The organism is Acidobacteriota bacterium, assembly GCA_009838525.1.
Taxonomy (GTDB): Bacteria; Acidobacteriota; Vicinamibacteria; order Vicinamibacterales; family UBA8438; genus VXRJ01.
Window position 1 is genome coordinate 94,131 of the sequence record VXRJ01000031.1, and the last position, 24,525, is coordinate 118,655.

Genomic DNA, 24,525 nt, shown 5'->3' on the forward strand with positions numbered 1-24,525 from the left:
AGGGGGCCTTCGACGCAACCCGGGAACACGAGCAGTTCGAGACTGGAGACGACCATGCGATGCACCCCTGCAGCCTCCGCCCTGTTGGCGGCGGTCATCCTGGCGAGCGGAGCAGGCGCGGGCGACGGCGTGAGGGCGCACGCGCAGTCCCCCTTGATGCCGGCCGCGCCACCCGAGACCGCGCCGCCTCTCCCGCACGCATCAGCGGACGTGTCCGGGGCCTACGCCGGCGACGTGCTCTACATGCATGCAGGAGAGCAACCGCCCGCCTCCCGCACTGCCGCGGGCGCCGGGAGGGCCGCTCTCTACGCGCTCTCCCCGGCCGACGCGTTCTGGAGGACGGTCTGGACCGGCAGCCCGGTACTCGGCTCGGTGCTCGTCAGCGACGGCGAGGACCTCTACCGCGTGGGAGGCGCCGAGATCACGGGCGCCCGTCGGGCCCGCCCCGACCTGCAGCGGTGGGACCAGGCGGATGGGGAGTGGGTCGACCTGACGCCGATGCCGTCGGGCAGGACGGACCACGCGGCGGTGATTGTCGGGCAGCGGCTCTGGGTGCTCGGCGGCTGGGCGCCCTCGGCGGTGGCCGAGAGCCCCCGAGCGCGCCTCCGCCCGCCCGCCGTGCCGGCCGAGGACTGGCGCGACGACGTGCTCGTCGCCGACCTCGATGCGGACCCGGTGACCTGGACGGTGGTCGAGACCGCATCCCTGCCCCTGCATTCCCTCGCCGCGGCCGTTCACGAGGACGCCATCTGGTTGGCCGGGGGCATGACGCCCGGTGGGCCCGCGCTCGAAGTGCATCGGCTGGACCTGCGGACCCGGACTTTGGCGACCGCACCCGTTCCGCCGGTTCGCGGCCGCAGCCGGGGCGTCGGCCTCGGCATGGCCTCCACCGGCAGGAGCCTGTACCTAAGCAGCGTGAATCAACTGTTCCGTCTCGACGCCGGCGGGCGCGCCTGGCAGGCGCTCGCCTACGACATCGCGCCGGAACGTGCATCCCACGCCCTGGTCGGCGGACCGGGCGTCCTGCACATCGCGGGGGGCGCCGCGCACGGTCAGACCCACGCGAGGGTCGACCGGGTCGAGGCGGACTCGCTGCGGCCAAGCGACGTGCTCGAGTCGCCCCGGCGGGCGGTCGGCGCAACCGACGACCGGCCCCCGCTGACCGGCGACCGGCGCTGGCCCGGCTTTCGGGGAGCGGCGTTCGGCCACAGTCAGGCCCGCGATCTTCCGCTGGTCTGGTCGGACGACGAGAACGTCGCGTGGCGGCACACGGTCGGTGGCTACGGCCAATCGAGCCCCGTGGTCTGGGACGGCCTCGTGTTCGTCACCGCCATCGACGGCCCGGAGCGCGAGACGCAGATCGTCGAGGCGGTCGACGCGGAGACCGGCGCGCTACGATGGCGCCACACCCTCGCCTCCAGCCAACCCGTCGAGGTCACGAACTTCGTGGCCAAGGGTGCGCCGACGCCGCGCGTCGACGCCGAGCGTGTCTACTACCTCTTCGAGAGCGGCGACTTCGGCGCGCTGCGCCATGACGGCGAGCCCATCTGGTCCCGGTCGCTGAAGGCGGACTACGGGGAGATCCAAGGCTACGGCCTCGGCGGCTCGCTCGTTGGCAACAATGAAGCGTTGTTCGTCCTCGCCGCCCACGACGGACCGTCGTACCTGCTGGCCGTCGATGCGGCCACCGGCGAGACGCGGTGGAAGGCGGACCGTCCCGCGGCGTCCGCATGGACGACGCCGATCGTCGTGCCTTGGGAGGACGGCGAGCTCGTCGTGGTCAGCATCGACGGAACGGTCGAGGCGTACGACGCCGGAACCGGCGAACGGATCTGGTGGATCGACGGCCTTTCCGGCAACCGACTCCCCTCGCCGATCCTCGCCCGGGAGCGCATCGTCGTCGCGTCGTCGGACTCCCGCTCCAACCTCGCCCTGCCCGTCGGACACAGGGGACGGCTGCCGGAGGAGCAGGTGCTCTGGCGCGGTCGCAGCGCGACGGCTTCGATGTCCTCACCCGTCGTGACCGGCGAGGTGATCTACTTCATCAACTCCCGGGGCGTCATCCGCTGCCTGGAACTGGACTCGGGCCGATCGCGATGGGCGACCCGCCTGGCGTCGGCCGCGTGGGCGACGCCGATCGTCAACGGAGACCGCGTCTACATATTCGGGACCGATGGCGTGGCATCGGTCTTCGCCGCGGACGCCGCCGAACCGATCGAGCTGGCCAGGAACTCGCTGACCGTCTCCGAACGCGTGTACGGCACTGCCGCCGTCGACGGTGGATTGCTCGTCAGGACGGGCAGGGAACTGATCCGCATCGGTCGCGGAGGTAGAACCGGGCGCTGAGACGGGAGCCTCGTCCCGTCGTCGCGCAGACAGTTATCCTGACACCCGCGAACCATGGAAGCGGTACTCGACATCGTCGCGGGAACCGGCGTCATCCTGTTCCTGCTGGGGCTGGCGTTCATTGAGCGCGCACGGTGGCGGCTGCTCGCCGTCGTGACGGTCGCGGCAATAGCGTACGCCGCACACCCGGTCGCCGTGCGCCAGAGCCTGTCCGCCTTCATCGGCGGCCTGGACGGCGTCGACGTTCAGACGCTGGCGGCGCTGCTGGCGCTGGACGGCGTCCTCGGCTGCGCCGGGGCCACGCTGCTGCTGCGCGCGCGGCACGGCCCGCACGTGCACCGGTTGCGGCGACTGGCCGCACACCATGTCGGTGTCATCCCCGTGCTGGCGCTCTTCTACCTGGAGATGAAGGCGTTTCATGCGGCGTCGCAATGGTCCTTCTCGACGACCGCCCTGGCGCTGTGCCTTGCCGTCGTGGTGGCTGGCCTGACGGGAAGCGAGGCGATTCGGCGGCTCCTGCCGGATCGGAATCTCCGGGCCGAGTTGCGCCTGCTCGTCCACGTCGGCCAAGTGGTGCTTGCGGCCGGGCTGACCGCATTTGCGTTGCGGGGGGGTGTGGAGAGCAACACGCAGGCGCTCGAAGCCGGACCTCACGCCGCCGTCGCTGGCGCGGTGGCTGTCGGGATCCTCCTCGGTTACTGGAGCCATCGCCGGCGCCTGGGTCGTATCGCCGCATGAGCCAATGGAACTGTTAACACAAGCGTTATATCTGCTCTCCACCGGACTACTGGTCCCGGTCATCGTCCTGCTGCTCGTCCTGTTCGCCCGGTCGCTGCTGCTCGTCGGACGCACCTATGGCGCCTGGCTGTCTCGCCTCCGCTTTAGATCCGCGCTGCAGCCGCTGCTCGACCGGATCGACCGCGACAACGTCGAGGCGCTGCTCCGCGACGCCGACCTGCCCCCTGAGCCGCGTTGGGGATCAGCTATCGGGCGGCTGCTAGACCACGGCCGGTCGGTGGCGCAACGTGAGAAGGTGCTCACCGATTTCGAGGCGTTTTGCGAAACAGACCTCGCGCCGGCGCGGACCATGGCGCGGCTCGGCCCGATGCTAGGCCTCATGGGGACCCTCATCCCAATGGGACCGGCGCTGGTAGGGCTGGCCGCCGGGGACATCGCGACGATGGCGGAGAACCTGCAGGTAGCCTTCTCCACCACTGTCGTGGGCCTCTTCGTCGGCGGGATCGGCTTCGCCGTCCAGCAGGCGAAACAACGCTGGCACAGCGAGGCGCTCAACGATCTCGAGTTCGTGAGCGGGCTCATCGGCGAAACGACATCCACGCACGACGAAGGAGGGCCGGATGACAGACCGAAGACGGCGAAGGAGAATCGGCGCTTCAATCCATGACGACGCCGACCCGCTCGGCGCCATCGCGAACCTGTTCGACGTCGCCATGGTCTTCGCGGTGGCGCTCATGGTCGCCATGGTCAGCCGCTGGCAATTGACGGAGTTCCTCACGCAGGAGGACTTCACGATGGTCAAGAACCCCGGCACCGCGCAGATGGAGATCATCACGCAGGAAGCCGGTGAGATCACCCGCTATCGAGCCGAAGACGTGGACGACGCCGCGGGCCGCCGCGGCCGGCGGGTCGGTATCGCCTACCAGCTGGACAGCGGGGAGATCATCTATGTTCCGGAAGCGCCGTGACCAGCGCCTTTGCCTTCGGCCTTCGCCGCCGGATGCTCTCTGAGGATTAGGACGTGCTGTTACCTTCGACCTTCGCCGCCGCACGCTCCACCTTCGCCGCCAGCGACGTCTTGTAGTCCACCAGCCGCTGTGCGAGGGCCTGATCCGACAAGGCCAGGATCTGGGCGGCGAGCACGCCCGCGTTGGTCGCTCCGGCGGCGCCTACCGACACCGTCGCCACCGGCACGCCGGGTGGCATCTGCACGGTGGCCAGCAGCGCATCCCATCCGGAGAGCGGCGACGAATCGATGGGCACTCCGATCACCGGCAGTGACGAATGCGCCGCCACGACGCCGGCCAGATGCGCCGCCGCGCCCGCGCCAACGATGAAGACCCTCACGCCCTGCCCCGGTGCCTCCTCGATGATCCGTTGCACCCGCGCCGGGGACCGGTGCGCCGAAGCGACCGTCATCTCGACCCTCACGTCAAGAGTTCTCAGCAGATCGACCGCACGCTGCATCACCGGCGCGTCAGAGTCGCTTCCCATCAAGATCTGTACCTGTCGTTCAGCCATGCTGTTCCTTCCGCTCCTGCTCCTGGGCAACCACCCGCCGCCCGATGTCGGTACGCGCGTGGCTTCCCTCGAACCGAATCAACGCGGCCGCATCGTACGCACGATCCACCGCTTCCTTCCAGTGCGAACCACGCCCCACGACGGTCAGCACGCGGCCGCCGTTCGTCACGATGTTGCCCGCCTCGTCCATGCGGGTCCCCGCATGGAAGATGCGAACGTCGGGCCGGGCCGCCGCTTCAGCCAGCCCCGTGATCGGCAAGCCCTTCCGGTACGAACCCGGATAGCCGCCCGAAGCCATCACCACGCCTACATGCGGACTGTCCGCCAGCCGCCAGTCCGCGTCACCCAAGTCGCCCGCCGCCGCGGCCCGGAGGACGCGCGCCAGGCCGGACTTCACCATCGGCAGGACCACCTGGGCCTCCGGATCGCCGAACCGGACGTTGAACTCGATCACTTTCGGTCCGTCATCCGTCAGCATCAACCCGGCGTAGAGGACACCTCGATACTCGCACCCTTCTTCGCGCAGGCCGTCGATCGTCGGCGTGATGATTCCCTGCTCGATTCGCGACGCCAATTCAGGCCCGACCAGCGGACTGGGAGCTAGCGCGCCCATGCCACCGGTGTTCGGCCCCGCGTCGCCGTCGTAGGCACGCTTGTGATCCTGCGCGGGGGGGAGCGTCAGGCCGCGCCGGCCATCGCAGATGACGAAGCAGGAGACCTCGGGACCCGTCAGGCATTCCTCTATCACCAACGTCGTACCGGCCGCGCCGAAGCGCCGATCAATCATCGCCGCCCGCACCGCGGCCTCCGCCGTCGCGCGGTCCGGCGCGACGGTTACACCCTTGCCCGCCGCGAGTCCATCCGCCTTCACCACGACCGGGAAGCCGAACCGATCGCCGCGCACCGCATCGAGCGCGGACGTCTCGTCGGCGCACACGTCGAAGCGGGCCGTGGGTATCCCGCGCCGCTCCATGAAGGCCTTGGCAAACCCCTTGGACGATTCGAGGCGCGCCGCCGCCCGGGACGGCCCGAACAGGAGCCGGCCCGCCTCGGCGAACACGTCGGCCGCGCCGTCCGCCAGAGGCTGTTCGGGCCCGACCACCGTCAAATGGACCCCTTCCGACTCGGCCAGGGCCAGGATCCGCTCCGGGTCCGACGTGTCGACCGGCGCCGTCCGCACCCCCGGCTCCCGGGCGATGCCGGCGTTCCCGGGGACGCAGACCACTCGCCCCACGTCCGGATCGTCCCGCAACGCGCTCACCAGCGCGTGCTCACGCGCGCCGCCACCCACGACGAGCAGATTGAGGGCCTCGTTCATGCGCCGGTTTTGACGGGATGTCAGTATTGTCCTAAGATGATTCGCCTTGGCCGGCGCGACCGGGCCGACCGCCGCCACAGCCTAGCACACACCATGGCGCGGTTCCGGATCCCCGGCCCGTTGGAGGGGGTGACCAGCAAGAGTGGCGGAAGTCAGAGTCCAGGAAGGCGAGTCGATCGAGAGTGCGTTGCGCCGGTTCAAGCGCCGTGTCCAACAGGAAGACATCATCAAGGACATCAAGAAGCACTCCTTCTACCTGAAGCCGGGCGACAAGCGCCGGGCCAAGCAGGCGCTCGCACGGAAGCGTTCGCGGAAGAAGTTGCGGCGCGACGACTGACGCGGCGTCCGGCGCACAGACGCCGGAGCAAACCATTTTGGAGGAATCACGGCGATGCAGATCGAAGAACGTGCCAGCGGCAACGTGATGATCCTGGATCTTCAGGGGAAGCTGACGATCGGCGACGGCGACGAGCTCCTGCGGGACAAGATCAACAGTGTGCTGCACAGGGATCACCGGAACCTGCTGCTCAACCTCGGGGGCGTGCCCTACATTGACAGCGCCGGCCTGGGAGAGATCGTTCGGACCTACACCACCGTGAAGAACGCTGGCGGTAGCCTGAAGCTGCTCAACCTCGGCTCCGGCGTCAAGGATCTGCTGGTGACGACGAAGCTCCTGACCGTGTTCGAGTCCTTCGAGACGGAAAAGGAGGCTGTCGCCAGTTTTTCCTGATTAGCGGCGGCGGACGAGGCCGCTGCGGTCCGCCCGCCGTGACGCGCCGCGCGGCCGACACGCCGTGAGGCGGCCTCGCATGCCACTGTGCCGGCGTGTCCACGCGACGACGCCTGGGAATACCCGGTGCATCCGCGGCACTGTAGCGTCCGTGATGCCTTTGGGACATCCGCCGGCGTGTACCACTGACTGCAGACAACCCAAACCATGGCCGAATTCAATATCCGTTCCGATGCGATCGACGTGGAGCAGATCATGGCGCAGATCCGGAGCCGAATCCGGGAAAAGCGCGGCGTCGACTACACAGAGGAAGAGATCCGCGAACTGGCGGGCGTCAAGCTCGAGAGGTTTCTTGATCCGAAGAACGTCCGCTCCGACCTGCTCGAGCACTACCGCCAGAAGAGCGGTGCGCCCGCCGATGCCGAACCCTGGCCGTTTCCCGACGAGTTCGATCCGGCAAGCGTGTACCGCTCCGCCCGGCCGGGCCTGGTGGGCCGCGCGCTGTTTGGGATCCGGCGGCTGCTCAACCCGATCCTGAAGCTGTTCTTCAACCCGGCGCCGCTGCTCGACTCGGTTTCCGTCCAGAGCCGCGACCTGCGCAGGACGTCCAACATTCTCCAGAGGCACGCCGAGGACCTGACCAGGCGTACCGAGATGGACGTGCTCACCTACGAGGTGATGAACAACCTGGTGGTCGAGATGACGCGCCTCGCCATCGAGATGAAGAACCACAAGATGCGCGTCGAATCGGTTGCCGCGCGCCTTGATTTCGACGAGCGGCGCGCGCGTGCGCTTGAGGAAACGCTGCAGCAGCAGGCCCGATCCGAAACGTCCGGAGGCAGCAGCGAAGGAAGCGGGGAGCGCCGCCGGCGGCGGCGGCGACGTGGCCGCCGGGCATCGGGTAACGGCAACGGAAATGACGGCGGCGCCGAGGCCGCGGCGCCAACCGCGTCGCAGCCGGAGCCCGAGCCGGCCCCGACGGCGGCGCGCGAGGCATCTGACGCGGAGAGCGGACCGGTCCCTGAGTCGTCAGACCCTGACCCGGAATCGTGACACTCGCGGTCGTCGTGCAGCGTTACGGCGCCGAGTTGAGTGGCGGCGCGGAGCTGCACGCCCGTTACATTGCCGAACGGCTCGCCGGCCACGCCGAGGTGGAAGTCCTCACTACCTGCGCGCGCGACTACATTACCTGGGCAAACGAACTTCCATCAGGTGAATGCGAAGTCAACGGACTGCGCGTCCATCGCTTCCCGGTCGCTCACGAACGGGATCCCAGAACGTTCGCCAGCCATTCCGAGCAGGTTTTCAACACCTGGCATTCCATCGCCGACGAGTTGCGCTGGCTGGACGTGGAAGGACCGTCCAGCCCGTCCCTCGTAGACCATCTGCGACAACACGGAAACCGCTATGACTACCTGATCGTCTTCAGCTACCGCTACTACCACGCCTACCAAACCGTCCTCGCGGCGCCGTCGCGTGCGCTGCTCGTACCGACTGCGGAACGCGATCCGGCACTGGGTCTACGGATCTTCCGCGCGCCCTTCCGGCAGGCGCGCGCCCTGATGTACAACTCCCACGAGGAACGTGCGCTGATCCAGGCCGTCTCGGGCAACCACGACGTGCCCGGCATCGTCGTCGGCGTCGGCTCAGAAGTGCCAACCGGCGCGGACGCCGCACGTTTCCGCGGGCGGACCGGCATTACCGACCCGTTTGCGCTGTACGTCGGCCGGATCGACCGCAACAAGGGCTGCCCCCAGCTCTTCGACTACTTCCAGCGTTACGCCGCGCAGGCGTCCCGCCGACTCCATCTCGTTCTGGTAGGCGAGCCGGTGGAGCCGGTCCCTTCCCACCCGCGGATTCACCACCTCGGGTTCGTCAGCGACGAAGAGAAGTACGACGCGATGGCCGCGGCCGACCTCCTGCTGATGCCCTCCTTCTACGAGAGCCTGTCGATGGTGACGCTCGAGGCGTGGGCAATGGGACTTCCCGTCCTCGTCAACGGCCAGTGCGATGTCCTGCGCGGCCAGGCGTTGCGGGCGAACGGCGGCCTCTACTACGAGTCGTTCAGCGAGTTCGCCGAAGCGCTGCGCCTGCTCGAGACGGGTGACCGGATCCGGCGCGCGCTGGGCACGAACGGCCGCAGGTACTTCGAGCGGCACTACACCTGGGACGTCGTCATCGGCAAGTACCTCACGATGCTGGATCAGCTCGCCAGGGCCGACCGCGACGGCTACCAGGCGCCGTCTCCCGAAGGACCACCGGGGTGGCTCGCGCGACGGCGGCGCGACCTGCCGCCGGCGCAGTCGGTCGTCGACCGGCTGCCGAGCGGACCAGCGGAGACGGCGGCCGACGGCGGCCGACGCAAGCGCCGCCGCCGGAGGCCGGAAGGATGAGTATCCGCGGCGCCGGCGCCATCGATCAGGTGCTCGCCACACTCGGTTACGGCGACGCCATCGGCAACGAAGTGCTGGGGATTCAGCGCGCGCTCGTGGGGGCCGGATACGACTCGCGGATCTACGTCCAGACCGCCGACCCGCGCGTCGAGAACCTGACCGAGGACTACCGCGACCTGATCGAGGACAGCCACCCGGAGCGGATCCTGATCCATCACTTCTCGCTGGGCTCGCGCGCCTCGCGAGTTGCCTTCGCGCTGCCGGATCGGATGATGCTCGTTTACCACAACATCACGCCGCCGCACTACTTCGCGGACGTCAATGTCGCCCTGCTGCAGCAATGCTGGGACGGACGGCGCGAACTGCAGGCGTGGGCGCCGCGCTGCGACCTCGCGGTAGGCGACTCGGCCTTCAACCAGGCCGAGCTGGACGCTCTGGGCTTCCCGAGTACCGGCGTCCTTCCGGTCGTGCCCGATTTCAGCCACCTCGACGTTCCGCCCGACCGGTCCCTCGCGGGACAGTTCGACGACGACGGGACGAACATCCTTTTCGTCGGCCGGCTGATCCCCAACAAGAAGATCGAGGACCTGATCCGTACGTTCGCCGTCTTTCGCCGGCGCTACGACCCGCGCGCACGGCTTCTGGTCGTAGGGTCGCACAGCGGTTTCGCGGAGTACCACGCCTCGCTGGCAACACTGGTCCGGGACATGCGCCTCTCGGGCGTCCAACTGCTCGACCATGTCACCAACGAGCAGCTGACGGCGCTCTACGACGTCGCGGATCTCTTTCTTTCCGCGAGCGAACACGAGGGGTTCTGCGTCCCCCTCATGGAAGCGTTCTGGAAGCGCATACCCGTAGTGGCCTTCACGGCCACCGCGGTGCCGGCAACGATGGATGGCGGCGGCGTGCTGTACGACCGGAAGGACCCGCGCCATGTCGCCTCGATCATCAACGCGATCCTGTCCGACCCGGCGCTGGAAGACGACATTCTCCGCGCACAGGACGCCGCCCTGACGCGCCTCCGCGCGCAGGACTTTCCGGCAACCCTGTTCCGCCTGATCGCTCGGGTGCGCGCGGCGCCGCCACGCACCTCTTGGAAGGTGGATCCCGATTTCTGGCGCCAGTTCGAACGTGCGGAGGCGCTCGAGGACCTGAAGCAATATCGCCCGGGAGCGTACGAGGCGCTGCCGCGAGCGGACCGCTCATGATCATCAACCAGTGGGTACCGGCCGCGCACCAGGGCGATGCGGTGGGCGACAGTGCCCGGCGCGTCCGCCGTCTGTTGCGCGAACGCGGCCACACGTCGGAGATCTACGCCCTGACGATCGACGACGACCTCGCGGGCGACATCCGGCCGTTCACCGAGGCCGCCGCGCGGCAGGGAGACGCGACCGTCCTCCATTTCGCCGTCCCCTCGCCGATGACCGAGGAGCTGACCACTCTTCCGGGGCGCACCGCGATCCAGTACCACAACCTGACTCCCGCCCACTTCTTCGCGCCATGGGATGCCGGGCTGTTCCGGCTGATGACCATCGGGCGGCAGGAACTCGCCTCGCTGGCGGGCCGAGTCGACCTCGCGCTGGGCGACTCCGACTACAACCGGCAGGAGCTCGAGGCGCTGGGCTTCGGGCGGACCGGCGTGATGCCGATTGCCGTCGACACCCGGCGAATCACTGGCGCGCCCCGCATGCCGGTCCTGGAACGAACCCTTGACGACGGCTTCGCCAACATACTCTTCGTCGGTCGGATGGTGCCGCAGAAGAAGATCGAGGACCTGCTCAAGCTCGGCGAGCACTACAAGCGTTACGTCGACACCGAATACCGCTTCCTGTTCGTCGGTCGGACGGACGGCGTTCCCGGCTACTACGCCGCGCTTCGGGAGATGGCGAGCCGCTACCGGTTGCCGCCGCAGCGTTTCGTCTTCACCGGCAGGGTCTCCGACGACGAGCTGGCCGCCTACTACCGCATGGCCGACGCATACGTCTCCCTCAGCGAGCACGAAGGTTTCTGCGTCCCCCTGGTGGAGGCGATGGCCGCCGACGTCCCGATTCTGGCCTACGGGGCGGCGGCGGTGCCGGAGACCCTCGGCGGCGCAGGGGTCACCTTCACACCGAAGGACCTCGAGTACGCAGCCGAGCTGCTCGGCCTGCTGGTATATGATGACGCCTTGAGGGCCTCGGTCCTCGCGGGGCAGCGCCGTCGCCTGGCGGACTTCGGCGCCGAGCGAATCGATCGCGCCCTCGACCGCATGCTCGATGCGCTGACCGCATGAGCGCTTCCACCCTTCCCGGTCCCCGATGAAGCTTGCCATCATCGTCCAACGCTACGGCGCCGAGATTCTGGGCGGCTCCGAGTATCACTGCCGGCTCGTGGCGGAACGGCTGGCCCGCCAGCACGACGTCACCGTGCTCACCACCTGCGCGCGCGACTACATCACGTGGAAGAACGAGTATCCCGAGAGCGCCGACCGGATCCGGGGGGTCAACGTGCAGCGTTTCGCCAACGCGAAGACACGTGACATACAGAGCTTCAACGAGTTCTCCGACTGGATCTTCCACAACCCGCACAGCGCCGCGGACGAGCAGTCGTGGCTCGAGCAGCAGGGCCCGTGGTGTCCGGCACTGCTGGAGCACCTCGAACAGCGCCACGGCAACTATGACGCGCTGATCTTCTTCACTTACCTCTATGCGCCGACCGTGCTGGGTCTCAAGGCGGATCCGAAACGGAGCATTCTCGTGCCCACGGCGCACGACGAGCCGGCGATCCGGCTTGACCTGTACCGCGACGTCTTCCGCGCGCCGGCCGGTTTCGCCTTCAACACCGGCGTCGAGCGGGCCTTCCTTCGCACGCGCTTCGCCATGCGTCCGAGGTCCGAGGCGATCGTCGGCTGCGGTGTGGACCTGCCCGCGCGGTTTCTCGATGACGTTCACGAGGACGGCGGCGAAAGCCTCCCTCCACCCACTCCCTCCATCGCGGAGGCGGCGCTCGCCGGCGATGACGCACCCGGCATGGCTGGCACGACCCTCTCCGAGATTGAGGGCGGTCACGAGAACGGGCGCACACCCGCCGCGCTCTTCCGCCGCCGGCACCGGCTGTACGAACCATTCGCCCTGTACGGCGGCCGGATCGATCCGGGCAAGGGGTGCGAGGAGCTGATCTCGCACTTCGGGGCCTACACCGAGGCCCGGGGTGACGCGACGCTCGTCCTCATGGGAGTGAAGCTGATGCCCATCCCGGAAGAGCCCTACATCCGCTTCGCCGGGACGCTGCCGGACGCCGAGCGGTTCGAAGCACTCCGCGCCGCGACTGTCGTCGTCGTCCCGTCACCCTTCGAGAGCCTCTCGCTGCTCGCGCTCGAAGCATTCGCCGTCGGCACGCCGGTGCTGGCCAACGCCCGTAGTGACGTCGTAACCGATCATTGTCAGAGGAGCAACGCCGGCCTCTATTACGGCGACCGGGACGAGTTCATCGAGGGTCTCTCTCTGTTGATCGACAACGGCGGGCTGCGTGAGGCAATGGGCCGAAACGGCCAGGCGTACGTCGAGGCAAACTACGCCTGGGACGTGATCCTCAACAAGTACGAGCGGCTCATCCACGACGTGGCGGCCGGGAGCCAGAGGCGGCGACGATCTTCAGCCAGTGCCGGATCGTCCGGGGCGGACGTCGACCAACCGGCCAAGGCCCGACGTGGTGGGCGTGGACGGAGCAGCGGATCGCGGCGCGGGGGGAGCCGAGCCCGGAGCGGTCGGCGATCCTGACCCGGCGTTTCCGCCGGATCGCGTCCGGCCGGCCGGAATACCGTGGCGCTTGATCATCTCGTTGAGCGTCGTCGGTTTCATGTGGAGCAGTTCGGCGGCCTTCTTTTGCACGCCCCCCGCCAACTCGAGCGCGCGGACAATCAGGCGCGCCTCCATGTCGTCGATGACCTCACGAAACGGGACGCCCTCCGGGGGGATGTCGAATTCGGGCCGCCCACGTGAGTAGGGCATACGAACGGTATCCGGAACCAGATCGGCGTCGATCACACTGCTCGTGGCCAGCACCACCGCCCGCTCGATAACATTCTCCAGTTCGCGCACGTTCCCGGGCCAGTGGTACTGCACCAGCAGATCCAGCGCCTCTGGAGTCAGCTCCAGCTCGCCCTTGTCATTCTCCTCGCCGAAGCGTTCCAGGAAGTGCTGAACGAGCAACGGAATATCACCGCGCCGCTCGCGCAGCGGCGGTAGATCGACCGTGATGACGTGCAACCGGTAGTAGAGATCTTCCCGGAACTGGCCCGCCGCCACCATCGCCCACAAGTCCTGGTTCGTAGCGGCGATGATCCGGACATCCACTCTCACCGTGTCGATGCCGCCGAGACGCATGAACTCCCGCTCCTGAATGACGCGCAGCAGTTTCGCCTGGGTCTCGAGCGGCACGGCTCCGATCTCGTCGAAGAAGATGCTCCCACGGTCGGCCAACTCGAACAGCCCCTTCTTGGGGGCGACCGCCCCGGTGAACGCTCCCTTGACGTGGCCGAAGAGATTCGACTCGAGGAGGTCGGGGGGCAGGCTGCCGGAGTTGACCGTGACGAACGGCCGGTCGGATCGGGGAGAGTGTTCGTGTACCGCCTGCGCCACCAGTTCCTTACCGGTGCCGCTCTCGCCAGTGACCAGAATCGTAGCGCGACTGGGCGCGGCCCGGGCGACCAGTTCGAAGACTCCGCGCATCCGGTCGCCGGTTCCCAGCAGCTTGCCGAAACGGGTGGCGTTCGCATCGATGGCGGGGCGCGACGCATCGTCGCCCCCCGTCACCTGCCGGTGATGCTCGACGGCGTTCAGGACGACCTGCACGACGTCTTCGTTCGTGAACGGCTTCTCGATAAAATCGAAGGCACCGCCCTTCATCGCGTCGCGCACGGTCTGCGTCGTGCCGTAGGCCGTGACCATGATCACCGGCAGGTTGGGATCGCGCTGTCGCAGCGTCTTCAACACGTCCATTCCGTTGACGCCGGGCATCATCACGTCGAGCAGCACCGCATCGAACCTGCCGTCCCGGGCCGCCTCGATACCCGCGACGCCGTCGGCCGCGAGCTGCACGCGGCACCCCTCGCTCACGAGGAGGGACTCCAGAACGTCCCGCATGATCTCTTCGTCATCCACCACGAGGACGGCAGTCCCGGCGAGCCTCGAGTCGCGCGGTGGATCGGCGCCCGGATCGGCTACGGCGACATCCGGTCCGGGATTGGAGGCGACTGCACTCACGGCAGTACCGCCTCCGCCACGCGCGACCGCGACGTGACCGTCGTCGCAAGCGGAAGGCTCAGAGTGAACCTGGTGCCCTGGCCGGCCTGGCTGTCGCACTCGATGGTTCCCTCGTGCTCACGGACTACGCCGTAAGTGATCGAGAGCCCGAGCCCGGTGCCCTGCCCCGCCGGCTTGGTCGTGTAGAACGGGTCGTAGATGCGCGACAGATGCTCGGGCGCGATGCCCGCCCCGGTGTCGGCCACCTCGATCACTGCGTTTCCTCCCGCAACACGGGTCGAGACCGTCAGCCAGCCACCGCTCGACATCGCGTCGCGCGCATTGAGGCAGAGGTTCAGGAAGACCTGCTGCAGCTTGAACTCGACTCCCTGGATAACCGGCGAGGGATCGGCCAACTCGCGACGCACCTTCACGTTGCCCGACTCGAGCTGGTGCTCGACCAAGCCAAGGACATCGTTGATCACCGTGTTGATTGGCACCGGCCCCGCGCTCTCCGATCGGCCGGGCCGCGCAAGGTGCAGCAAGCCGTTGACGATCTTCGCCGCACGAAACGTCTGCCGTTCGATCTTGTGGAGCATGCGCGTCCTGGGATCGTCCGGGTCGGCCCCGCTGAGAAGCGTCTGCGTGAAACTGGAAATCCCCGTGAGCGGAGTCTTTACCTCATGCGCCACTCCGGCCGCCAACTGGCCGATGGAGGCGAACTTCTCGGAGAGTTGCACCTGCTCCTCGAGCTGCGCCCGCTCGGTGATATCCACGACGATCAGCATCGTTCCGCCTGTCTCGCCATCCGGTGTCAGGAGAGGGGCGAGCTCCGCATGAACGAGCAGGCGGCGCGGCTCGGCGTGACGCGAGACGAGCGGCGCGCGGTAGACGTCTCCCTGTGACTGCGGATTCTCGCGCCGGGCACTCCGAAGCCGGTCGACAAACGCCGGATCGAACAGTTCATCGAGCCTCCGGCCGATCGCCTCCAAACGCGGAACGCCGTACATCCGCTCGAGTCCGGCGTTCCAGCGGACCACGCGATCCTCAAGATCGACAACGGCCAGCCCGTCGCTGAGCGACTCGATGATGTTCTCGCTGAACTGCCGCATCCGATCCAGCTCGTCCGCCTTCTCGTGGAGCTGGCCATAGAGTCGACCATTCTCGAGCGCGGTCGCCGCCTGACCCGCCACCGCGGTCAGCAGGCTTACATCTTCGCTGCTGAGCGGCTCTCCGCTCCCCTTTCGGCCAAGCGCGAGTACGGCGATGACACCTTCCTCCGCGATGCACGGCACGAAGTAGTAGAGTCCCTGATCCCGCCAGAACGCGACATCCCGCGGAGCGCACTGCCGCCGGTGGGCCGGATCGTCCAGAAGGACGGTATGCCGGCCAGCCATCCGCTCTCCGACACTCGACGCGCGGGAAAGCGACGGGGGCGGGACATCGAAGCCCACCCAGCGGATGGGCAGGAAATCGCTACGCATCAGGGATGGAGCGTCGAACGATTCCCGGACCCTTCCATTGCCGTTCGCTTCGGCGCCTTCACCCGCCGCGAGACCCGGTCCGAGCAGCAGCGCCATGCGGTCAACCGCCAGCGTGCTGGCGACGCGCTGCACAAGGCGCTCGCTCAGCCGCTCCAGGTCCAGATCGGCGTTCAGATCCTGGGCGAAACGGACCAGTGCGCGCCGATAGTCGAACCTGTCCCGGTAGTAGAGCCGGTCGAGCATCGTCTGGATCGTGCGTGTCACGGGGCCGGCCAGCAAGACCACGACCGCGGTAGCCAGGAGCGCGATGATCGTGTTGTTGCGATCCGAACCGTCCAGGAAAACGGCGGTAGCGAGCCATTCGAACGCCAAGTAGATGCCGACCATTGCCGCCACGACGACCGCGTAGACGACGCTCCGCTTGACAATCACCTCCACGTCGCGGAGCCGGTATCGGATGATCGCCGATGCGAACGCCAGCGGGATCAGACCGAGCGGCACCGCCGTCAGCTCCAGGCCGAGCGCCGGATCGAAACCGAGCGCATACGGAAGCGCATAGCCCAGCGCGAACGGCAGCCCGCCGAGCACGGCACCCGAGACAGTCCATCGGAGCTGGCGCCGCGACGTGACAGAGCGGACACGGCGGAGCGCACTCACCATCAGAGCCAGTCCGCCCAGCGTGCAGAGGGCAAGATAGAGATGCTCCAGATTCCAGATCCGCTCCACCGCTTGCTGGAACGGCGCGCCGGACGGTGTGTTCGCGACCGTAGCCGCCTGCATGAGGCCCAGAATGACCGCGGGCGCGTAGACGATCGGCAGCACGCGGGAGCCGAGGCGATGGCGCAGCCAGCCGGGCGCACGTTCCGGGAACACCAGCGCAAAATGCATGAAGAGGGGCGCCACTAGCAGCGTCGCGACCTCGTCGGCCCAGAAAAAGAACCAGTCGAGGAGATCGAACCGGCCGACGTAGGAGAACGCGAAGACACCGAAGAACGCGACCGTCAGCCAGAAGAAATGCAGCGTGGCCTGGTGTCCCGGCCGTCGCACGCGGACCGCCGCGCCGACCAGCAGACCGACCAGGCCGACGCTCGCCAGCGCCATGTAGATAGGGAACGAACCGGCCGAAATCGGAACTACGGCAACCGTCAGGAGCCGGGCCTCATCAGCGCGCAGCAGTGTGTAGTCGAGGGTCGCGCCGACCCGGGCCGCGTAGAGCCGGAGGAGCAGTTCACGGCGTTGCTCGATCGGAACGCCGTCGACGGCGAGCAGCACATCACCTGGCACGACGCCCGCCGCAGCCGCGGGCGCGGAGGGATCGATCGCCGCCACGACCAACCCGTCCGGACGTTCCTCCCAGAGAATGCCATCCTCAACGCCACTCCAGGTGGACTGCACCACCGCGTTGGCAACCGACAGGCAAAGCAGGACGGCTACGACCGCCACCGCCAGCAGCGCACGGCTCCAGTCACCCCGGTAGTCGCCTCCCCGGTGCCGCCGCTTCATCGTTGGGCTCTTGGCCGACATGATGGAAGTGCCGTGCGGAACGGCGGCTAGAAGTGCACGACCAGGCCGCCGACGAGCTGACGTGGTGGATCGACGACGAGCAACTCGTCGTAGATTGAGGCACCGTCCGCCTGCTGGTGGAAGAGACTGCGCAGAGCCAGGAGCAGCTCCCAACTGCTCCCATCAAACGGCGAAACGGGCAGCGGTTGGGTGACCCGGATATCGAACCGGGCATCGAGACCGGCGGTCACGACGTCAGCGTCGGCGCGCGCGAACCCGGTACTCACGCGGCAGCGCGCGGCAACGCGCGTCGCCGTTCGGGGAATCTCGGTCTCGACGGTGGTCGTGACATCGTGCACCCATTCGGCCCCGGTGCGCAGCAGCCCCGCACTCATGGTCCCGAACGCGGTAGGCACCTCCGCCGGCAGCCACGCTGCGCGGACGACCCGGTAGTCCACCTCGCTCGTGACCACTTCCGGCCAGTCCTGGCGCAAACGAACGCCCCAGCCGTCCGCGTCGACGCCGTTGGCGCTCGCCAGGTAGTAGTGGCCGCCGGGAGCCGGGAGCGTGCCATCCGGGACATAGCGTCCTGGTGTGAAGAGCGCCACCAACTGGTTGTCGACACGCTGTTGGAAGCGCCGGACGCCGACGGCGACATGCTCGCCCAGATCCTGCTCCAGGCCCACCTCCAGGTGGTAAGTCCGCTCCGCCTGCAGGTTGTCGAAACCGGAGAGCGACGTGAAGGTCCGTTCCGGAGGCAACCAGAGGCCGTCGAGGGGAGGAAGGAACTGCTCCGCGCCCGGCGCCGTCATCTGCTGCGACACGGCCACCCGCACGCGAGAACCCCTGATCGCCGACAGCGTGACAGCCGCCCGCGGCGAGAAGAGCTTGCCGTCCTGCAGGTAGCCGTAGCGCGCGAACTCCGCCCCGTAGTCGACGAGCAGCAGTGGCGAGACTTCCCAGGTGTTGATCGCCTCGATGCTTCCTACCTGCCGGCTCACGCCCTCCGCCGCGCCCTGGGCGGCCGCCGCTACAGCCTGCGCGCCGAGGCGCGGGTGAGCCTCCGCTCCGGGAAGCGCCTGCTGGCTGTACGACATCGCGACATGCATGTTGTGATTGTCGTGCGGCTCGACGGCGTACCAGCCGGCAATCGCCCACGACGACGTGCTGTTGCCGGTCGTCATGTCGACCGTGCCCCGCACCGCCCAGTCACCGCTGCCGGAAAGCGGACCGGTCGGCGTGACCGCCACGTAGGCGAACTGTCCCGGCGCCGTCCCCGTCATCGGGAGCATGGAAGCTCCGGTGAGCGTCGCGCGGGTCAGAAACTGCACCTGTCCCGAAACCGGCAAGCCGAAAGCGCCATCGCCCAGATCGGCGAGCGTCGACCCGTCCGCCCCGTTGCGGCCGGCCATGGCCCAGCCCGTGGCGCCATCCGAGCCGTCCGGGGACGCGGTCACGCGCGGCAGGACCAGATCCGGACCGGCGCCGCGATCCTTCAGCACGCTCCGGCGCGCGCGGCGCAACCACCAGGCGCGGGCATCCGGATTGTGCAGCGCCGGCCCCGGACCGCCGTCGTTCCCGTCACCGGCCTCGATCCCGGGCGCGGTACTGGATACGGGTGCGCCGTCGTCGTCAGGCGAAGGTGATCCCGGCTGTGCTTCCGCCGCGGCGACACGCATGCCGAACGCCAGCCCGCTACCGGCAAGCTGGACGTCGGGCGGCGTGGCAGTCACCTCCTCGAGCGGAGGCGCCGGGATCTCTTCCGGTGACCCTTCGAGCCCATCGACGCTGAGTGACGCAAATACAGGTGCACCCTCATGCACTTGAACCAACTGCCGTCCGCCGCCGGCGTGAGAACGGTGGGCGCGGAGGAGGTACTGGCCAGCCGGCAGCCGCTCGAACGTGAAGCGTCCGTCTTCATCCGTCACCACGAGGGCCGTTCCGCCGGCACCGGTGACGGAAACCAGCACCCTTCCCGCCGGCAGCAGGTCGGGTGTCGTAACGACGCCGGAAAGCTCACCGGCGACGGCCGCCGCGCCGGGAGCGGGTGCTGCAGCGCTCGAGGCGGATGGCGGGTTGGGCTCCCGCGCCGCCGCGATTGCAGGCGCGGCCACGGCGGCGGCTCCCAGGGCGACAACGCCGATTCTGACAAGCAGCATTCGGGCCATCCAGCTTCACGGCGGGCGGTCCCGCGCAAGGCGGGAATACGGCCGCCGCGCCTCCTATGATTCCAGCACGGTGAACAGCACGTTCTGGATCACTTCACTCGAGTTGGTGTTGTCAACGACCTTGATCTCCAGCCGGTATTCTCCCGCCGGAAAGACCGCCAGCGGCACCGCGAACCCTCCCGTAATCTGGTGCCCGAGCGTGGCGTTCCACTCGGCCGGGAGCGTCTGGCCATTGAACTCCTGCGGCGCCGTCCGGTTGAAGTACTCCTCGCCGGCTTCGGTCTGCTGGTGGAAGTTGTACTCGACGGTGACGTCCGGCTTCTGCCCGTCGACGAGTCCAGGGTTGTACACCAGGAAGATCGGGAAGAGCTCCTCGTCCGTCGTGTACTCCCGGCTGACCTTCGGCCTGATCTGGATGTTGCCGAGCGTGTACGGGCTGGCGATCTGCTCCTCGTCACCCAGCGGCGCGGCGAGCATCTCGACGTCCGAGGCCAGGATGATGCTGCTGGTCTGCAGGACGTTGTTCCAGAGATCCGGCACGTCAACCCGCTGGTGAAGCAGCATTATCGGCGCCTGCTCTTCCTCTTCGTCGTCGGGATCCTCGCCCAGGCTCTGGCGAAGCGCGATGAAGACATCGTGTGCCCCCCCCGGCACCGCGAACGCGCGGCTGAACCGGAGCGGCCCGTCATCGCCCGACGTCACGTCGACGAACCAACCGTCGTTGAAGGCGGAAGGAGGCACGCCGCTGTCGTCGTCGTTTTCGGCCTCAGCCTCAGCCGCGGGATCCGGCGGACCAATGACGTATGCGACCATCACCAGCCGCGAGCCGTCTACCTTCTCCTGGTCCAGAGCTATCGTGAACGGCGCGTAGGAATTTCCGTCCGTTCCCTTGAAGAAATCGAAGGACATCTCGAACGGATCGGCCTCAGGGACGATTTCTCCCCCAATTGCCGCGACGATGGCCTGAGTCAGGGTCCGGAACTCGTCGCACTCCCAGTCTTCGAAGCGATCCTGGCATGCCTCCTGCGCTGTGGCGGGCGGAGCAGCGATCAGGGCAACCGCTAGGGTCGCCGCCAGAATGATGAGGCGCCGGGCGTTGATGATCATGACTGTTGCGTTGCTCCTGCCCTATAGGGCCACTGCGTCCAACATTGAACCATGTGATCATAGGCGAGCGCCGGTTCTCAAGTCAAACCCCGCTGTTGCCGACAAGCCGTTGAGAAACAATCAGTTACGGCTCGCTCTACCCGTTCTCGCGCATGGTATTATCCGGTCGCGCTCGACGGTGCGCGGCAGCGCGCCCGTGTGGGCGCGTTGGAAGTTCCGCTGGCGCGGAACTTCTGCGGCGCAAGCTTCTAGCAGCCCGACAAACGTGGCCCGCCGATGTCCCCGTCCCGTCCACCGGTAGCCCTGATCGTCCTCGACGGCTGGGGGCTCAGCTCGGAGCGAGAGCAGAACGCAATCGCCCTCGGACGGACCCCCGCCTGGACCGAGCTGCTGGAGCGGTATCCGCACGGATCACTCGTCGCGTCCGGCGAAGCGGTCGGATTGCCGCCCGGCCAGATGGGAAACTCGGAAGTGGGGCATATGAACCTGGGGGCGGGGAGGATTGTCTACCAGGATCTGACTCGAATCGACAAGAGCATCACGGACGGCGACTTCTTCGAGAATCGCGCGCTCGTCGACGCGATGTTCCAGGGCGGCAAGGGCGGACAGGCGCTGCACCTGGTCGGGCTGGTCTCGACGGGCGGCGTCCACAGCCACCTGCGGCACGTCGTGGCGCTGGTCGAGATGGCGCGGCGGCAGCGGGTCGGGCGTCTGTTCGTCCACGTCCTGACCGATGGCCGTGACTGCGCACCGACTGCTGCGGCCGAGGACATCGCGTCACTGGAACGGACGCTCGCCAGTGCGGGAGTCGGAAGGGTGGCGACCGTGATTGGCCGTTACTACGCGATGGACCGGGACCGGCGATGGAATCGTACCCGTCGCGCCTACGATGCCATGGTGCATGGCCGTGGACGGACCGCGACATCCGCCGTGGCGCTCGTCCGGTCCGCGTACGCGGAAGGGGTGACCGACGAGTTCATCGAGCCGGGTGTGGTGGTCGACGCGGCCGGTGCGCCGATCGGGCCCGTCCGGGCAGGAGACGCGGTCATCTTCTTCAACTTCCGCGCGGATCGAGCGCGGCAACTGACGCGGGGGCTGGCGCTCGAAGGTGACCGTTTCGACGGGTTCGAGAGGGGTGGGGCGGCCACGTTCGCGGTGACGACGCTGACGGAGTACGACGCGACGTACGGCCTGCCCGTGGCGTTCGATCCGCTCACCTTCAGCGGCAATGTCGCGGAGGTGCTGACCGCCGGAGGCCGGACGAACCTGCGGCTGGCGGAAACCGAAAAGTACGCGCACGTGACCTACTTCTTCAACAGTGGGTCCGAGCCCCCGCACCCGGGGGAGGATCGGATCCTCGTACCGTCGCCGAAGGTACCGACCTACGACCTGAAGCCGGAGATGAGCGCGGAAGGGATAACCACCGAGCTTCTGGCCGATGTCGCGGAGGGACGCCACGACGTGATCATCTGCAACTTCGCGAACGCCGATATGGTGGGCCACACCGGAAAGCTCGACGCCGCCGTCGCCGCGGTCTCGACCCTGGACGGCTGCCTCGCCCGCATTGTCCGCGCGATGATCGACGCGGGAGGCAGCGTGCTGGTGACCGCCGACCACGGCAACGCGGAGCAGATGTGGGACCGCGAGCGCAACGGCCCGCACACGGCTCATACCGCCAACCCGGTTCCCATCCTCCTGGTCGCCCCCGAACTGGCGGGCAAGCACCTCTCGCTCCGCAAGGGCACACTCCGCGACGTCGCTCCCACTTTGCTGCACCTCGCCGGTCTTGAGGTTCCAGCGGAAATGACCGGCGGGGACCTTCGCCCCTGGCTGGATTAGCGGCCCACCGGCGGCCCCCGGCACCTGGTTCACGGAACCACAGGATGTTGTGGTTTCCCCCCCAGGCAACCTCCACATGACGTGGTTTTCTCTTGACAACCGCCCTGCCTCAACCCATAATGGGGCTGTCCCTTTGCCAGAACAGGATTTCCCTCTCAGCATGCCTCGTGCCGACCCGGCCGGAGACACCCTGATGGACGACCAGATCATGACCCGCCTCGCACGCGAGCTGGCCGAGGCGATCGGCGGTGCCGTATCCCACAATCCCGGCGTGGAAGCGTGCCGCGAAAAGGCTCGTGCCGCCGGCTACGAGCTGCGTGTCTCGCTCGAGGCCGAGATCGGATTCGGTTCCCGGCAAGGTGAGGTCGAAGAACACGACGATGGCGGTGCGGCCCAACTGGCCGTAACCGAGCCACCCGTCTCCCCGTTGGAGATCACGCCGAACGACCGCCGCTTTCTGCGCGCCCTTCGTATCGCCGCCGAAGAGCCGGCCCACCCTGCCGAGTAGCACGGGCAAGCCGGTCATTCCATATCGTCTAAGATGACTCGGCAATGTCCTCGCGGATCCACCGTCCCGAAGATCTCCGCGGCGTCGACGACGATCGGCTGGGACCACCCGGCGCGTTTCCGTTCACCCGCGGCATTTACCCGACGATGTATCAGGGCCGCCTGTGGACGATGCGTCAGTACGCCGGCTTCGGCACCGCAGCCGAATCGAACCGGCGTTACCGGTACCTCCTGGATCAGGGCGTCAGCGGCCTGAGCGTCGCCTTCGACCTGCCGACGCAAATCGGCTACGACTCGGACCACGCGCTCGCAGCCGGCGAGGTGGGGCGGGTCGGCGTCGCGATCGATTCCATCGAGGACATGGCGCTCCTCTTTGACGGGATCCCGCTCGATCGCGTTTCGACCTCGATGACGATCAATGCAACGGCGATCATCCTCCTTGCGCTTTACGTAGCCGCAGCCAGACGGCAGGGGGTCGAACCGAGCGCGCTGTCGGGCACCGTTCAGAACGACATCCTCAAGGAATACGTGGCGCGGGGTACCTGGATCTTCCCGCCGCGCGCCTCGTTGCGGCTCGTGACCGACGTCGTCGCGTTCTGCGAACGCGAGATGCCGCGCTGGCACCCGATCTCGATAAGCGGCTATCACATCCGGGAGGCGGGCGCGACGGCGGCGCAGGAGCTCGCGTTCACTTTCGCGCACGCGCTCGCCTACGTGGAAGCGGCCCGCGAACAGGAGCTGGATGTCAATTCGTTCGGCGGCCGGCTCTCCTTCTTCTTCAACGCGCACAACGACTTTCTGGAGGAGATCGCAAAGTTCCGCGTGGCGCGCCGCCTTTGGGCCACGCTCATGCGCGACCGCGTCGGCGCCACATCACCCAAGGCGCAGCAGCTTCGTTTCCACACCCAGACGGCCGGGAGCACGCTGACCGCCCAGCAGCCCGACAACAACATCGTCCGGGTCGCGCTACAGGCGATGGCGGCGGTCCTGGGAGGCACCCAGTCGCTCCATTGCAATGGACGGGACGAAGCCCTCGGGCTGCCCACCGAGGAGGCCGCCCGGATCGCGCTTCGGACCCAGCAGATCATTGCGGCGGAGTCCGGAGTGACGCGCAGCGTCGATCCGGTGGGAGGGGCCTGGACCATCGAGACCACCTGCGACCGCCTGGAGGACGAAGCACTCGCCATCCTCGATGCGATAGACGAGCGGGGCGGCGTCCTCGCCGCGGTCGAGTCAGGTTGGATACAACGGGAGATCCAGGAGTCGGCCTACCGGACGCAGCAAGCTATCGACACGGGCGACGAGGTGGTGGTCGGCGTCAATCGCTTTGCGAGCGAGAGCCGACCCATCGAACCGAACCCGATCGATCCGCAGGTGGAACAGGACCAGTCAGCGCGGGTCGAGGCGCTCCGGGCGGCGCGGGACGAACCCTCGACGCGGGTCGCGCTGCAAGCCATCGCCGCCGCCGCACGCGGTGAAGCCAACCTCGTCCCCCACATCATTGCCGCGGTAGAGGCGAGAGCGACGGTCGGCGAAGTGGCCGACACGCTCCGCGAGGTGCTCGGCACCCACCGGGAAACCCACTGACTGCCACCCCCCGGCGAGAGCTACCTGGGGGCCAAGCCGGTGTCGCGCGGGGCGGGCGCAGG

The 24,525-nt window shown here is 67.8% G+C and carries 20 protein-coding genes; 14 read left to right on the top strand and 6 right to left on the bottom strand.

Going from position 1 to position 24,525, the window contains the following annotated elements:
- Positions 1-54: 54 nt before the first annotated feature.
- From F4Y45_13250 to F4Y45_13265, 4 genes are read left to right on the top strand one after another with little or no spacing between them, the layout of a single operon-like run.
- Positions 55-2,346 (top strand): PQQ-binding-like beta-propeller repeat protein, encoded by a 2,292-nt coding sequence (locus F4Y45_13250; protein ID MXY25467.1) that lies wholly within the window; start codon positions 55-57, stop codon positions 2,344-2,346.
- Between the two features lie 54 nt (positions 2,347-2,400).
- Positions 2,401-3,084: a hypothetical protein gene (locus F4Y45_13255; GenBank protein ID MXY25468.1), complete on the top strand. Its 684-nt coding sequence runs from the start codon at positions 2,401-2,403 to the stop codon at positions 3,082-3,084.
- A gap of 4 nt (positions 3,085-3,088) precedes the next feature.
- Positions 3,089-3,751: a MotA/TolQ/ExbB proton channel family protein gene (locus F4Y45_13260; GenBank protein MXY25469.1), complete on the top strand. Its 663-nt coding sequence runs from the start codon at positions 3,089-3,091 to the stop codon at positions 3,749-3,751.
- Positions 3,705-4,052: a DUF2149 domain-containing protein gene (locus tag F4Y45_13265; GenBank protein ID MXY25470.1), complete on the top strand. Its 348-nt coding sequence runs from the start codon at positions 3,705-3,707 to the stop codon at positions 4,050-4,052. The genes F4Y45_13260 and F4Y45_13265 overlap by 47 nt, the downstream gene beginning before the upstream one ends.
- Positions 4,053-4,098: 46 nt before the next feature.
- Here F4Y45_13265 and purE read toward each other — a convergent pair whose 3' ends face one another.
- The gene (purE, locus tag F4Y45_13270) at positions 4,099-4,605 is read right to left on the bottom strand and encodes a 5-(carboxyamino)imidazole ribonucleotide mutase (protein ID MXY25471.1); all 507 of its coding nucleotides are present in this window, start codon (positions 4,603-4,605) and stop codon (positions 4,099-4,101) included.
- Positions 4,598-5,923 (bottom strand): phosphoribosylamine--glycine ligase, encoded by a 1,326-nt coding sequence (gene purD, locus F4Y45_13275; protein ID MXY25472.1) that lies wholly within the window; start codon positions 5,921-5,923, stop codon positions 4,598-4,600. Before purD ends, purE begins: the two co-directional genes overlap by 8 nt.
- A 142-nt stretch (positions 5,924-6,065) precedes the next feature.
- On the opposite strand from purD, the gene F4Y45_13280 reads away from it, so the two are divergent.
- The 7 genes from F4Y45_13280 to F4Y45_13310 all read left to right on the top strand — a co-directional run bounded on the left by F4Y45_13280 (position 6,066) and on the right by F4Y45_13310 (position 12,804).
- Positions 6,066-6,260, top strand: coding sequence for a 30S ribosomal protein S21 (locus F4Y45_13280; GenBank protein ID MXY25473.1), 195 nt, complete (start codon positions 6,066-6,068; stop codon positions 6,258-6,260).
- Positions 6,261-6,314: 54 nt separating this feature from the next.
- Positions 6,315-6,653, top strand: coding sequence for an STAS domain-containing protein (locus tag F4Y45_13285; protein MXY25474.1), 339 nt, complete (start codon positions 6,315-6,317; stop codon positions 6,651-6,653).
- A gap of 207 nt (positions 6,654-6,860) precedes the next feature.
- On the top strand, positions 6,861-7,706 hold the full coding sequence (locus F4Y45_13290; GenBank protein ID MXY25475.1) for a hypothetical protein: 846 nt from the start codon (positions 6,861-6,863) through the stop codon (positions 7,704-7,706).
- Positions 7,703-9,046 (top strand): glycosyltransferase, encoded by a 1,344-nt coding sequence (locus F4Y45_13295; GenBank protein ID MXY25476.1) that lies wholly within the window; start codon positions 7,703-7,705, stop codon positions 9,044-9,046. The genes F4Y45_13290 and F4Y45_13295 overlap by 4 nt, the downstream gene beginning before the upstream one ends.
- Positions 9,043-10,254, top strand: a complete 1,212-nt coding sequence (locus F4Y45_13300; GenBank protein ID MXY25477.1) for a glycosyltransferase family 4 protein — start codon at positions 9,043-9,045, stop codon at positions 10,252-10,254. Before F4Y45_13295 ends, F4Y45_13300 begins: the two co-directional genes overlap by 4 nt.
- Positions 10,251-11,318 carry a glycosyltransferase gene (locus F4Y45_13305; protein ID MXY25478.1) on the top strand — a complete coding sequence of 356 codons (1,068 nt, stop codon included), beginning with the start codon at positions 10,251-10,253 and terminating at the stop codon, positions 11,316-11,318. Before F4Y45_13300 ends, F4Y45_13305 begins: the two co-directional genes overlap by 4 nt.
- Before the next feature lie 25 nt (positions 11,319-11,343).
- Positions 11,344-12,804 carry a glycosyltransferase family 4 protein gene (locus F4Y45_13310; protein MXY25479.1) on the top strand — a complete coding sequence of 487 codons (1,461 nt, stop codon included), beginning with the start codon at positions 11,344-11,346 and terminating at the stop codon, positions 12,802-12,804.
- On the opposite strand, the gene F4Y45_13315 is transcribed toward F4Y45_13310, so the two are convergent.
- The 4 genes from F4Y45_13315 to F4Y45_13330 are packed head-to-tail and all read right to left on the bottom strand — an operon-like array spanning position 12,679 to position 20,530.
- Complete coding sequence (locus F4Y45_13315) at positions 12,679-14,289, bottom strand: sigma-54-dependent Fis family transcriptional regulator (GenBank protein MXY25480.1); 1,611 nt, start codon at positions 14,287-14,289, stop codon at positions 12,679-12,681. The genes F4Y45_13310 and F4Y45_13315 overlap by 126 nt on opposite strands.
- The gene (locus tag F4Y45_13320) at positions 14,286-17,276 is read right to left on the bottom strand and encodes a PAS domain-containing protein (protein MXY25481.1); all 2,991 of its coding nucleotides are present in this window, start codon (positions 17,274-17,276) and stop codon (positions 14,286-14,288) included. Before F4Y45_13320 ends, F4Y45_13315 begins: the two co-directional genes overlap by 4 nt.
- Positions 17,277-17,302: 26 nt before the next feature.
- Complete coding sequence (locus tag F4Y45_13325) at positions 17,303-19,423, bottom strand: hypothetical protein (protein MXY25482.1); 2,121 nt, start codon at positions 19,421-19,423, stop codon at positions 17,303-17,305.
- Positions 19,424-19,477: 54 nt separating this feature from the next.
- Positions 19,478-20,530: a hypothetical protein gene (locus F4Y45_13330; protein ID MXY25483.1), complete on the bottom strand. Its 1,053-nt coding sequence runs from the start codon at positions 20,528-20,530 to the stop codon at positions 19,478-19,480.
- Between the two features lie 276 nt (positions 20,531-20,806).
- On the opposite strand from F4Y45_13330, the gene F4Y45_13335 reads away from it, so the two are divergent.
- The 3 genes from F4Y45_13335 to F4Y45_13345 all read left to right on the top strand — a co-directional run bounded on the left by F4Y45_13335 (position 20,807) and on the right by F4Y45_13345 (position 24,463).
- Positions 20,807-22,369 (top strand): 2,3-bisphosphoglycerate-independent phosphoglycerate mutase, encoded by a 1,563-nt coding sequence (locus F4Y45_13335; protein ID MXY25484.1) that lies wholly within the window; start codon positions 20,807-20,809, stop codon positions 22,367-22,369.
- Positions 22,370-22,529: 160 nt separating this feature from the next.
- On the top strand, positions 22,530-22,877 hold the full coding sequence (locus F4Y45_13340) for a hypothetical protein (GenBank protein ID MXY25485.1): 348 nt from the start codon (positions 22,530-22,532) through the stop codon (positions 22,875-22,877).
- A gap of 44 nt (positions 22,878-22,921) precedes the next feature.
- Positions 22,922-24,463, top strand: a complete 1,542-nt coding sequence (locus F4Y45_13345; protein MXY25486.1) for a methylmalonyl-CoA mutase — start codon at positions 22,922-22,924, stop codon at positions 24,461-24,463.
- Positions 24,464-24,525: the final 62 nt, after the last annotated feature.